Origin of the sequence: Flavobacterium humi (assembly GCF_004745595.1) — a bacterium.
Classification (GTDB): domain Bacteria; phylum Bacteroidota; class Bacteroidia; order Flavobacteriales; family Flavobacteriaceae; genus Flavobacterium; species Flavobacterium humi.
Genome location: NZ_SRLH01000002.1, coordinates 269,516 through 281,695, shown reverse-complemented (window position 1 = coordinate 281,695; position 12,180 = coordinate 269,516). Strand labels below are relative to the sequence as shown.

The following is a 12,180-nucleotide window of genomic DNA, read 5'->3' as shown; positions in this document are numbered from 1 at the left end:
TTGATTTTAGTTTTTCTGTAAGAACGCAAATATGGGTATTTTGTTACAAAACATTTGTTAAGGTTTCATTAAAAAAAAGACGGTCAATAATTTGACCGTCTTCTAAAACATGTATTTTGGGAATAAGATTATGCTAATTTCTTATCCAGGTTTTCTTTTAATGTTTGAAGGAAATCTTCGGTAGTAAGGAAATCTACATCAGTTAAGCCTTCCGGTTTTACCAGGCTTGCCAAATCTTTTGTCATTTTTCCGGATTCTACAGTTTCGATACAAACTTCTTCCAATTTGTGGCAGAAGTTGATCAATTCCTGGTTTCCGTCCAATTTCCCCCTGTGCTCCAAACCTCTTGTCCAGGCAAAGATGGACGCAATCGGGTTAGTGGAAGTTTTCTTGCCTTGCTGGTGCTGGCGGTAGTGGCGCGTAACGGTTCCGTGAGCTGCTTCCGCTTCTACGGTTTTTCCGTCCGGAGTTACCAATACGGAAGTCATTAGTCCTAAAGAACCAAATCCTTGTGCTACCGTATCTGACTGAACGTCACCATCGTAGTTTTTACAAGCCCATACAAAGCCACCGTTCCATTTCATGGCAGATGCTACCATGTCATCAATTAGGCGGTGCTCGTAAGTCATGCCGTTTTTGTCGAAATCAGCTTTGTAGTGTTGTTGGTACACTTCTTCGAAAATATCCTTGAAACGCCCGTCATAGGCTTTTAAGATCGTGTTTTTGGTAGAAAGGTACAAAGGCCATTTTTTGGTTAGGGCCATTTGGAAAGAAGAGTGTGCGAATCCGTAGATTGATTCGTCTGTGTTGTACATAGACATTGCTACTCCGTCACCTTCGAAATCATATACTTCCCATGTTTGTGCCGCTGCTCCGTTTTCAGGAACGAAAGTCATCGTCAGTTTCCCTTTTCCTTTGATTACCGTATCAGTCGCTTTGTATTGGTCCCCAAAAGCATGACGGCCAATAACGATTGGTTTTGTCCAGCCTTGTACATAACGTGGGACGTTGCTCATAATGATCGGTTCACGGAAAACGGTTCCGCCTACAATATTACGGATTGTCCCGTTCGGGGATTTCCACATTTTGGAAAGGTTGAATTCTTTCACACGGTCTTCGTCCGGGGTAATGGTGGCGCATTTGATCCCTACGTTGTATTTTTTGATTGCTTCAGCACTATCGATAGTGATCTGGTCTTTCGTTGCCTCACGGCTTTCGATACCAAGATCGTAGTACTTGATGTCCAGTTCCAGGTAAGGAAGGATCAGTTGTTCCTTGATAAAACTCCAGATAATCCTTGTCATTTCATCGCCATCCAGTTCTACAACCGGATTCGCTACTTTTATTTTTGCCATAATGTTTAGTTTGTTATTTTGCGATGACAAAGATACTAAAATAGAGTCTAAAATTATTTCAAAAAGTATTGGAACAATGACTTTTATCGATTTATTATTTTATCAGGGTTTAAATATCATTTTTATATTTTATCAAAAAAAAATCCCGAATTCGATAGTTCGATCCGGGATTTTATAGGTAAGAATTTCAGAATTATCTTCTTCTTTCTTTGATTTTTGCTTTTTTACCAGTAAGTTCTCTAAAGTAGTAGATACGAGCTCTACGAACTTTACCTCTTTGGTTCAATTCAATTTTTTGGATAGCCGGCATGTTAACAGGGAAGATACGCTCAACACCTACAGCACCGGACATTTTACGGATTGTAAAAGTTTCAGTAGCACCAGTACCTCTTCTTTGGATTACAACTCCTTTGAAAAACTGTGTTCTTGTTTTTTCACCCTCTTTAATTTCGTAGAAAACTGTGATAGTGTCTCCAGCCCCGAAAGTAGGGAAATCTTTTTTAGCAGATAATTCGTTATTAACGAAATCAATTAAATTTGCCATGATAATGTAAAATTATGGTTTAAATCGGAGCAACATTCACGGGTCTCGCCAGAGGTTGGTCTAATGTGGGCGCAAAGATACAAATAAATTTCAAGAAACAATCGGAAACAGAATAGTTTTTAACAAAATTACCATAATGCTTGCATTATTTTTATTCTTTTATAAATGTATCGCTGCTTGTCCCTTTATCTGAAATAATTTTCAAAATATAATTCCCGGTTTTTAATCCAGAAACATCAATAGTTTCAGACGGATTGGTAACAGTTTGAACTAATTGCCCCAGATTGTTATAAACACTCAAGGAGGTAATGATGATATTGTGTTTGTTATCAATATTTAAGATGTTTTTTACGGGATTTGGATATAAATGAATAAATTTTTTAAATTCAAAATCTTGAGTTCCCAAAATATTGGATACAACAGTTGTTGTGGCAGTATTTGTTGTTATTGGAAAATTATAATCAAAATAAATAGTAGCCGTATTGCTGAATGTTGTCCCCAAAGTTAAAGTTGATTTTGTTTTTATTTTGAACACAACGTATCCATCATTGGAATCATCAGTAAAAGGAAGGTTGATATCCTCGAAAATGAACTCTACTGTATTCGGGTTTGTAGTTTTTGTTACAAAAGGATGGCTTCCATTTACTGGCATTAATGTTGAAATATCAAATTTAGAAGTGTCAATAATATCTTTTACAACAATGTTCTGAGCAGGAAAAGTACCTGTATTTTCAAAACGAATCATATAATGTACAAAATCACCAACTTTAGCGATGCCTATAATATTTCCTTCCAGGCATTTTTTATCATTGGGGTCTAAAGAATTTACGACAGTTTGGTTTAGCCTGAAGTTGTTATCCGCGGGCAATCCATCAGTTGCAGCGCTTGTAATTGTTGCAATATAGGGTAGTATGTCTCCACTGTTTAATGGAGGTGTTTCCGTTGGAGAATTTGCGTTTAACGTTATTATGATTTCACGAGCTTCGTATGGCTGCAAATTGGAAAAACTCCAAGATAAATTATCTGTTGTCTGACCTGTTACATTTGGCTGTGATGAAATAAAATCCAAGACAGCATCATTAAATGTTAGGTTAATGTTACCTGATTGTGCCAGCGCCCCTTTGTTACGGTATATGATTTTATATATTGCATTAAATCCAGGCCTTGCCGGAACAAGTGGTATAATCTTTACTTCCAAATCATAAGGAATTCCGTTATAAGTAACGCAGAAATCTTTAATATAAGGGCTAGGGGTAGAAGGGAAATTTACGTAAACAACAGTTGGCGATACTGAAAAAGTCGTTGGGTTTTCCAATACAGGAGTTAGTGTTTGAGATCCTGAAGTAAAAGGAATAAAATAATTTCCGGAATTATCTGGGATTATGCTCCCGGTTATGGATCCGTTTGTATAATTTATCTTTAGATTTGGATAGTTTTGATCTGAAGCATCACATCCATTCCCGCCAGTATCCAATTTTGTATTTCCCTTAACAATATAATGAATTCCTCCTGGAGTAAAGGAACAGTAAGTATTTACGATACAACTAGAAGCATAACCATTTGAATTGATTCCGCTTTGAATAGCCGAAATTTCATAATTGTCAGCACAGATGTAATGTATGTTAGGGTTGTTTCCGAATTGCGTACTGGTATTCTTGCCGTTTTTTATTAGTAACATCTCAATTTGATTGTTGTGGCAATCCAAGTACGCTGCAATTGGACAAGTGGTTAAATCAATGCTGGTAATTTGATTATTGTAGCAAATCACATCCTCAAGCAATGGAAGGTTATTAGTGGTTAAAGACGTTATTTGATTGTCCATGCATTGTAAAGTTATCAACTTTGTAAGATTGGAAACGTCTAGTGTTGTTAATTGATTCTCTGAGCAAAATAAGATTTGGAGATTACTTAGCCCGCTAACATCTAAATTTGTAATCATGTTTTGCCCGCAACTTATTGAGGTTAGATTTGGCAGATTGCTTAGATTCAGTTCCGTCAGTTGGTTTATGAAACATTGTATGTATTGAAGATTTGGCATTCCTGAAATATTCAAACTAGTCATTTGATTATAAGAGCAAATCAATCTCTTAATACTGGTAAAAGGCGTGGCATCAAGTACGGTCAAACTGTTGTGTTCACAATTTAACTCTGCAAGATTTGTAAAAGCTTCAATTCCGGTTAGTGAGGTGATCGACTGATTATTAACATCTATATAGGATACACTTTGAGCTTCGCTAGCCTCAATTTCACCATTATAATTACTGTCAATTCTGAAATACTGGCCAATTAAGTTTTTTGCAATTGTATTTGATGGCGTTGATGTAAGCAGGATTGTTTTAAGATTGATATCAGTGAAATTAACAATCTGTGCATTGGATACAGTAAACACAAACAAAAGTAGTAATACAGCGTATAGTTTCCTCATTTTTAAGTTATAATAAGTTATGCGACAAATGTAGCAGGATTTCGAATTGTTTTGACACTATTATTCTTCCAATAAATCAGGACGCCGTGTTTTAGTATGCTCATAGGCCATATCTTCCCGCCATTTGTCAATTTTTGCAAAATGCCCGCTGGTTAAAACTTCCGGGACTTTCCAACCTTTGTAATCCGCAGGACGTGTGTAGATGGGAGGGGAAAGCAGGTTGTCCTGGAAGCTGTCGGTCAGGGCCGAAGTTTCATCGCTCAGAACACCAGGAATAAGGCGGATCAAGGCATCGGAAAGCACCAAAGCCCCTAATTCGCCACCGGACAGCACATAATCACCAATGGAAATTTCTTTGGTAATAAAATGATCGCGCACCCTTTGGTCAACACCTTTATAATGCCCGCAGAGGATAATGATATTCTCATACATAGACATGGTATTGGCCATTTTCTGGTTTAAAGTTTCGCCGTCTGGCGTCATATAAATGATCTCGTCGTACGGCCTTTCGCTTTTAAGATGCGTAATGCAGGCGTCAATAGGCTGTACGGTCATCACCATACCGGCACCTCCGCCAAACGGATAGTCATCAACGCTTTTTTGCTTGTTGGTCGTGTAATCCCTTAAATTATGGAAATGGACTTCCACTAATCCTTTATCGATAGCCCGTTTCATAATGGAGGCTTCAAAAGGGCTTCGTAATAATTCCGGCAAAACGGTAATGATATCTATGCGCATGGTTTTGTATTGAAAGGGCAAAGATAGGGATTTAGTTATAAGTTATGAATTGTGAGTTATGAGTTTCAGTCGCAGTAACCAGTTTCAGTTGCAGTGATCAGTTGTAGAAGAGAAATAGTCTATGTGAGAAGTGAAAAGATGTATGTGAGAAGCAAAATAAGCTATGTGAGAAGTAAAATCAATTATGTAAGAAGTGAAATAAACTTTTACAGAAGCAAAAAAGCTTCGGCAGAATCGTATTAAGGTTCCTGTCGAAGCTTCCGGATTGTAACTCATAACTCAAATTGGTTACACTCCAAATTGTTTCAAATGATGGTCTATGTGTTTCCATTGCAGGTTGTCCCAGTCCTGGTGGCTCATCGGCCCAAAAAACGGATGCTTGTCTGTCTTGATGACCTGTGCTCCTTGTGTGAAGGACGTGAATTTGTCAATGAGTTCGGATTTGGTTTGATCGAAATCATACGCTCCCGAGCGTATAAAATCCGGGGCTGTCGGGCTGTTTTTCTTGAATTCGGGCGAATTTATTATTTTCTTTTTAATCATACGGCCCAATAAACTGAATAGGAAATTGGCTTTGAGCTGTTTATTCCCAAGGGCGATATCGATAGGGGCGATACAGTGCGACAACATCTGGTCGACGCTCATTTTCCCCCAGGATGGTTGCGAATCCGGGCGTAACTGATTGATCCTGTCAATAATTTGCTGATTGTCTGCGGAATTGTAAATACTTGCCATGTTTTATTGTTTTTTGGTTGCTTCCAAGGCGTACACCATTGGGATTTTATTTTCTAAATGTTTGATCCTGAATTTCCCGGACTCGAATTCTTCGGTTTCGTTAAAGCAATTATAAGGGGAATAATCGTATTCTGTAAACGAATCGATTTGCAGGCCGTTTTGCAGCAGGGACGAAAAAACCTCGCTTAAAGGATGGTTCCAGCTGACGGTCTGGTTTTTTATTGGCGCTTCTTTTTCGGCATAGGTACCTTCGGTATTTTCGATAATGGTTTCGGTATTGAAATAATTGTAGGCGATGTTTTGGAAAGAATCATCGAACATCCAGACCACGGGATGGAATTCGGCAAATACGAATTTTCCGCCCGGTTTTAGGAAATGCGAAACGATTTTGGCCCATTTGTCCAGGTCAGGCAGCCAGCCGATGGTTCCGTAGCTGGTAAAAACGATGTCGAATTTTTCCTCCAGGTGATTGGGCAAATCATACACATCCGAACAGATGAAAGTGGCCGGGAGGTTCATTTTTTGAGCGATTTCAATGGCTGTTTTAATGGCCTGATCGGACAAATCTACGCCGGTAACTTCAGCGCCTGCTTTGGCCAGCGAAAGAGTATCCTGCCCGAAATGGCATTGCAGGTGCAGGATTTTTACGCCCGATACGTTGCCTAAAAACGCGGTTTCAATCTGGTTCAGGGAAGATCGCCCATTAAGGAATCCTTCCATATCATAAAATTCGGAATGGAGGTGTACCTTGGTTTTTTCGTTCCAGGCTTCCTTGTTGATTTCGATATAGTTTTCGGGGATTTTCATATAAAAGGTTTAAAGGCGGAGCTCCATCTGGATGTCTGCGCGGTGGTAATCGGTTTCTTCCAAAGGGACTTCGGTAAAGTTGTATTTCCGGTACAGGTTTAGGGCTGTATCTAATTTGGTGCTGGACATGAGCATGATTTTTTCAGCCTTTTGGGCTTTGGCGAAAGCGATACAGGCTTCCATCAAATAATGGCTTAGTTTTTTGCCCTGGAAAGGTTTGCCTACCGCTAGTTTGGCCATTTCAAAAACGGCATCGTTCACTTTTTGCATCGCGACGGTTCCGGCAATTTCGTGATCAACCAAGCAGAAGAAAATTTCACCGCCGGGTTTAAGGATTACGTCTTCTATATTTTCAAAAACCGCAGTATCATGGGGTTCGACAAAAAAATATTCTTCGAGCCATGCTTTGTTGAGCCGGATAAAATCAGATTTGTACCGGGGATCGTATGCAATAATTTTAATATCCATTCTGTCAGGACCGCTATTAGATTTTTATTCGTAATTTTGCTTTTCAAATTTAAATAAATAAACCATGCAAGACGGAATTTACGCAAAATTTAATACTACAAAAGGGTCTATTTTAGTAAAGCTGACTCATGATTTAACACCGGGGACGGTTGGGAATTTTGTAGGATTGGCTGAAGGGAACTTAGAAAATAAAGTAAAGCCTCAAGGGAAAAAATATTACGACGGATTGAAATTCCACAGGGTAATCCCTGATTTTATGATCCAGGGCGGATGCCCGTTGGGAACTGGGACAGGAGATGCCGGTTATAAATTCGACGATGAGTTTCATCCAAGTTTAAAACACGACAGGCCGGGTGTGTTGTCTATGGCTAATGCAGGTCCTGGTACAAATGGATCGCAGTTTTTCATTACCCATATCCCTACGGAATGGCTTGATAATAAGCATACGGTGTTTGGCCATGTGGTGGAAGGGCAGGAAGTGGTTGATGCCGTTGCCCAGGACGATATCCTCGAATCTGTGGAAATCATCAGGGTTGGTGCCGAAGCTGAAAAATGGAATGCTGTTGAAGCTTTCAGGACTTTTGAAGGTTCCCGTGCCAAACGCGAAGCTGCCGAAAGAGCCGCTGCGGAAGAAGCGATGGAAAGGATTGCTGCCGGTTTTGAAAAAACGGAAAGCGGCCTGCGTTATAAATTCATCCAGAAAGGAAACGGTAAAAAAGCGGAAAACGGCAAAACGGTTTCGGTACATTATTCCGGTTCTTTGGAAAATGGTAAGGTATTCGATAATTCTTATGCCAGGAAAAAACCGATTGAATTCCCGTTGGGAAGAGGAAATGTGATTGAAGGCTGGGACGAAGGGATTGCCTTGCTTCAGGTAGGCGATAAGGCCCGTTTTGTGATTCCGGCGCATTTAGGTTACGGTTCCCGCGGTGCAGGTGGTGTCATTCCGCCAAACGCGACCCTTATTTTCGATGTGGAATTAATGGATGTAAAATAAGAAGTTCATTTTTTTTAAGTATAAACTGCCCTTTGTGGCAGTTTTTTTATGCCTTGTCCGGCCGGTTACTCTTTCTTTGTGAGGATATTACTGCCGGATTATGGGTTTTGCAGGTTTTTTGGCTGAAGTTTTTTCTTTTGTAAGGTTAAAATTAACGTAAAATTATTCTTATAAATTAAAAAATAGTATACTTTAGCGTGTCGTTTATTTGCAAGTAAAATCAGACATTAATCACAATTAAATTTTAATTATCATGAAAAACAAAGAAAATCTAAAAAAACCTTTTTTTGCTAATTTCTTGGAAAACCAAATTTCTAAAGACGAGCAAACTAAAATTCAAGGATCTGCTCCAATGCAAACATTGAAGTATCCTTCTGACAGCGAAGACGGACCAGGAAACATCACAAAACCTTCTGTTGATATTGCACACACTATGAAGTACCCTTCTGATAACGACGAAGCTGGAACTGAAGCATAATAAATAGAATTTGAGCAATGGTTGCAAAGCCATTGCTCCTATTTTTTAGTATGATATTATGTATAAGCCATAGCAATGATTATTATACGGTAGATATAGTAATTAAAAGATTAAAAGAATTAGGGAAAGAAGTGTACCGCTTCAATTCCGATGATTTTTCACATAAATTGAATTTCGATTATACCGGGAATTCACAAGGGGTTTCCGTTACCATACAAACACCGGATTTTACATTTTCCTCTAAAGATGTAGAAGCCGTTTGGTACAGGAAGTTATGGGGGATCGCATTGCCAGAGGAATTGGATGCCTCTTTCCACAACATTTACCTTCAGGAATATTCCACGATGCGCAGCCTGTTTTTCAGGTCGCTCAAAAATATACCCTGGATGAATCCTATGGACAAAGACCACGGGATAGCCGAAAATAAACTGGAGCAGCTCAGGCTGGCCAATGAATCAGGGTTGCAAATCCCGGAAAGCTTGTTTACAAATGATCCGGAAAAAGTAAAAACCTTCTTTCATTCGGTCTGCAAAGGGGATATGATTGCGAAATTACACGGTTCGTTATCCAGGAGCATGTCCGGGAACGCCCCGTTTTTTCCAACAACCCTTATCCGGGAAGCGGATTTGGACAATCTGGACACATTGGCCTATTGCCCGATGATTTTCCAACGGAATATAAGCAAGGCATACGAATTGAGAATTGTATATGTTGACGGGGTTTTCTTTACAGGTAAAATAAACGCAGAAACGTCAGCAAAAGGAAAAACAGATTGGCGTGTGGCAGATGATGTTTCATTAGCATGGGAACCGTATGTTTTACCGGATGAAATCGCCGGGAAACTGACTGTCATGATGAAAAAGATGGAACTCTTCTTCGGGGCCATTGACATGATCCGCCAAAAAGACGGCCAATATTTGTTTTTAGAAGTAAATCCGCAAGGAGAATGGGGTATGATTCAGCGGGATTTGGGTTATCCGATTGGAGAAACCATTGCTGAAAAATTAGTAGCGAGGATACTATAAACTTGTTACGCAATAAATTTGAAATCAATAATAATCGTTATAGCACCCGGAAGCATATTGCCGGAAAATAAAGTATGGAAAAAGTATTAATCATCACGCATTCCCTTGATAACGAATGTATTGAGGTTGTTTCTAATAAATTACGAGAGTATAATGCAGAGCCGATACGTTTTAACGTAGACGAGTACCCGCTCCATTATGCCTTGAGCAGCTGCTATGAAAATAACGAATGGAAAGTATACCTGGATTACAAAGGAGAACGGGTTTCCATTCATGATATTTCCGCTTTATGGTACAGGAGAAGCCATAATTTGGGAAGCGGTTTGTCATCTGTCCTGGAAGGGGAATTTTTAAGCAGTGTGCATGGAGAAGTGCGTGCTACGCTTTTCGGGATGCTCGAAAGCCTTAATTGTTTCCAGATTGGAAAATTCAGCCAGTACAGGCGTTTGGATAGCAAGGAAGAACAAATGAAGATCGCGTCGCATTTGGGGCTGAAAATCCCGGAAACCTGCATTACCAACAACCCGGAAGAAGCCAAACGGTTTATCAAGGAAAGGCCAGGCGGAGTCATTTCCAAAATGCAGAGCGCTTTTGCCATTACCAGGGACGGGATTGAAAATGTCGTATTTACCAATGTAATGAAAGAAGAAGACCTTAATGATATAGACACCCTGCAGTATTGCCCGATGCAGTTTCAGGAAAAATTGGAAAAGGCACTGGAATTAAGGGTAACTATTGTTGGAGACCAGGTTTTTTCGTTTGCTATCGATTCCCAAAAACTGGAAAATGCGAAATTAGACTGGAGAAGGGAAGGCGTAACCTTGCTACAAGATTGGAAACCATACGATTTGCCATTGGAGATCAAGGAAAAACTGCTTCAGATGATGGATATCTACCAGGTTAATTATGGTGCCATAGATATTATCGTGACACCTGAAAACGACTATTATTTCCTGGAAGTAAATTCGGCAGGGGAGTTTTTCTGGCTGGACAGGCTGATAGATGGCGCCATTTCAGATCAGATAGCCAAGGTGTTGTTAGGGAAAGAAAACAGGAGATACAACCCGGTTCTGGAAGAAAGCAATTGGAACGTCCTATAATTTCCGGTTGGGAAATAAAAGGATTGCAGCATAAACTTTTTTCTTATATTTACCCAAATCAAAAACTGAAAAATATGATTAGAGTAAAAATTCTCGGAATTGCCGTTTTAGGGATCCTTGTTTATTCCTGTTCCCCGAAAATAGCTCCGGCACCACCTGTTACAGAAGCTCCGGCAGCGGTATTGACCCCTGAACTGATGGAGGGGAAAACCCTTTACGAAAATAATTGTGCCAAATGCCACAAGCTATTCCCGGCAAGCAGGCATACTAAAGAAGAATGGGTTCCTGTCCTGAATCGTATGGCCCCGAAAGCCAAGATCACGGAAGCTCAAAAGACTTCTATCTATAATTATATTACAGCAGGCCTTTAATTAGGATTTGTACATAAAACAAAAAACCATCCGTATTGGATGGTTTTTTTATTATTTCCGGGCTGTAAAACCTAAGGGTATCATCAGTTCGCCTTTCTCAAATTTATTGATGTAAAGCAAAATGGGTTTGGCCTGGCCTTCCCATGTAATTTCATAAATATCAATCATTCCGGCCCCCATTTCTGTTTTTTTGGTTGGAAAAGGGCAACAGCTGTCTTTTAGTTCGAATTTTATCTTTTCGCCATTTGGCCCCGCCAAAGCATTCAAAAAACGAACCTGGTTCCTTGTACCGTCTTCCAATGAGGTAAACCCCACATTTATCGGGTAATCTTCATCATATCCGTATTTTTTGTCTGTAGCATTTTTTGTAATGATAAAACTATCGTATTTTCCATTTAATCCTGGCCCGGGGATAGAATCGTCAATATTCCTGATGGTCGATTTTGTGCTGATACAAGAAGTAAATACTGCAAAAAGTAAAAAAACGGACAGAACTTTTTTCATTTATTAAATCTTTAAGTTGATTGTAACAAATATAAGAACATTCTGTTATTTTTGTAAAAAATATTTGCATGGAAATTATTACACATACATGGCATTGGTCGGTTTCGGGTTTTCTCATCGGAATGGTCATGCTGTTGCTTATTTATTTCGGGAAAACTTTCGGGATGTCTTCTAATTTGAGGAGTTTATGCGCTATGACCGGAGTGGGAAGGTATGTTCCTTTCTTTAATTGGGACTGGAAATCACAACGATGGAATCTTGCGGTTGTTTTCGGTGCGATGGTTGGCGGCTTTGTAGCGGTACACTTTTTATCGGATAGTTCCAATGTGGCCATCAATCCGGATACCATCACCCAATTGTCTGTTTTTGGGATCGAAGCCCCTAACGGGAATATTGCGCCAAGGTCAATGTTCGGGGCAGAAGCGTTCCAGTCGCCTAAAATGATTTTCATCCTGTTAACCGGGGGGATCCTTATCGGTTTTGGGTCCAGGTATGCCGGAGGTTGTACTTCAGGACATGCCATTTCAGGATTGAGCAACCTGCAATTGCCATCACTCAAGGCGGTGATCGGTTTTTTTGTCGGAGGTTTGATTATGGCTCATTTTATTTTCCCGTTGTTATTTTAATTATCAC

The 12,180-nt window shown here is 39.7% G+C and carries 14 protein-coding genes; 6 read left to right on the top strand and 8 right to left on the bottom strand.

Annotated elements, in window-relative coordinates:
* Nucleotides 1-128: 128 nt before the first annotated feature.
* From E4635_RS04200 to E4635_RS04170, 7 genes are all read right to left on the bottom strand, one after another.
* Nucleotides 129-1,355: an NADP-dependent isocitrate dehydrogenase gene (locus E4635_RS04200; protein ID WP_135525371.1), complete on the bottom strand. Its 1,227-nt coding sequence runs from the start codon at nt 1,353-1,355 to the stop codon at nt 129-131.
* A gap of 193 nt (nt 1,356-1,548) precedes the next feature.
* Nucleotides 1,549-1,899 (bottom strand): 50S ribosomal protein L19, encoded by a 351-nt coding sequence (gene rplS, locus E4635_RS04195; protein ID WP_135525370.1) that lies wholly within the window; start codon nt 1,897-1,899, stop codon nt 1,549-1,551.
* A 151-nt stretch (nt 1,900-2,050) separates the two neighbouring features.
* The gene (locus E4635_RS04190) at nt 2,051-4,324 is read right to left on the bottom strand and encodes a DUF7619 domain-containing protein (protein WP_135525369.1); all 2,274 of its coding nucleotides are present in this window, start codon (nt 4,322-4,324) and stop codon (nt 2,051-2,053) included.
* Nucleotides 4,325-4,384: 60 nt separating this feature from the next.
* Nucleotides 4,385-5,062, bottom strand: coding sequence for a tRNA (guanosine(37)-N1)-methyltransferase TrmD (gene trmD / locus E4635_RS04185; protein WP_135525368.1), 678 nt, complete (start codon nt 5,060-5,062; stop codon nt 4,385-4,387).
* A gap of 288 nt (nt 5,063-5,350) precedes the next feature.
* Nucleotides 5,351-5,797, bottom strand: coding sequence for a DUF1569 domain-containing protein (locus E4635_RS04180; RefSeq protein ID WP_135525367.1), 447 nt, complete (start codon nt 5,795-5,797; stop codon nt 5,351-5,353).
* Between the two features lie 3 nt (nt 5,798-5,800).
* Nucleotides 5,801-6,604: a class I SAM-dependent methyltransferase gene (locus tag E4635_RS04175; RefSeq protein WP_135525366.1), complete on the bottom strand. Its 804-nt coding sequence runs from the start codon at nt 6,602-6,604 to the stop codon at nt 5,801-5,803.
* A 9-nt stretch (nt 6,605-6,613) separates the two neighbouring features.
* The gene (locus E4635_RS04170; RefSeq protein ID WP_135525365.1) at nt 6,614-7,072 is read right to left on the bottom strand and encodes a GNAT family N-acetyltransferase; all 459 of its coding nucleotides are present in this window, start codon (nt 7,070-7,072) and stop codon (nt 6,614-6,616) included.
* A 64-nt stretch (nt 7,073-7,136) separates the two neighbouring features.
* Here E4635_RS04170 and E4635_RS04165 point away from each other — a divergent pair, with 64 nt between their 5' ends.
* From E4635_RS04165 to E4635_RS04145, 5 genes are all read left to right on the top strand, one after another.
* Nucleotides 7,137-8,069, top strand: a complete 933-nt coding sequence (locus E4635_RS04165; protein ID WP_135525364.1) for a peptidylprolyl isomerase — start codon at nt 7,137-7,139, stop codon at nt 8,067-8,069.
* A 253-nt stretch (nt 8,070-8,322) separates the two neighbouring features.
* Nucleotides 8,323-8,547, top strand: a complete 225-nt coding sequence (locus E4635_RS04160) for a microviridin/marinostatin family tricyclic proteinase inhibitor (RefSeq protein ID WP_135525363.1) — start codon at nt 8,323-8,325, stop codon at nt 8,545-8,547.
* A gap of 50 nt (nt 8,548-8,597) precedes the next feature.
* On the top strand, nt 8,598-9,572 hold the full coding sequence (locus E4635_RS04155) for an MvdC/MvdD family ATP grasp protein (protein ID WP_135525362.1): 975 nt from the start codon (nt 8,598-8,600) through the stop codon (nt 9,570-9,572).
* A 74-nt stretch (nt 9,573-9,646) separates the two neighbouring features.
* The gene (locus tag E4635_RS04150) at nt 9,647-10,672 is read left to right on the top strand and encodes an MvdC/MvdD family ATP grasp protein (RefSeq protein WP_135525361.1); all 1,026 of its coding nucleotides are present in this window, start codon (nt 9,647-9,649) and stop codon (nt 10,670-10,672) included.
* 74 nt (nt 10,673-10,746) lie between these two features.
* On the top strand, nt 10,747-11,043 hold the full coding sequence (locus E4635_RS04145; protein WP_135525360.1) for a c-type cytochrome: 297 nt from the start codon (nt 10,747-10,749) through the stop codon (nt 11,041-11,043).
* Between the two features lie 51 nt (nt 11,044-11,094).
* On the opposite strand, the gene E4635_RS04140 is transcribed toward E4635_RS04145, so the two are convergent.
* Entirely contained in the window at nt 11,095-11,547 is a 453-nt protein-coding gene (locus E4635_RS04140; protein WP_135525359.1) for a 2-dehydro-3-deoxyphosphooctonate aldolase, read from the bottom strand.
* Between the two features lie 68 nt (nt 11,548-11,615).
* Here E4635_RS04140 and E4635_RS04135 point away from each other — a divergent pair, with 68 nt between their 5' ends.
* Complete coding sequence (locus tag E4635_RS04135) at nt 11,616-12,173, top strand: YeeE/YedE family protein (protein ID WP_135525358.1); 558 nt, start codon at nt 11,616-11,618, stop codon at nt 12,171-12,173.
* Nucleotides 12,174-12,180: the final 7 nt, after the last annotated feature.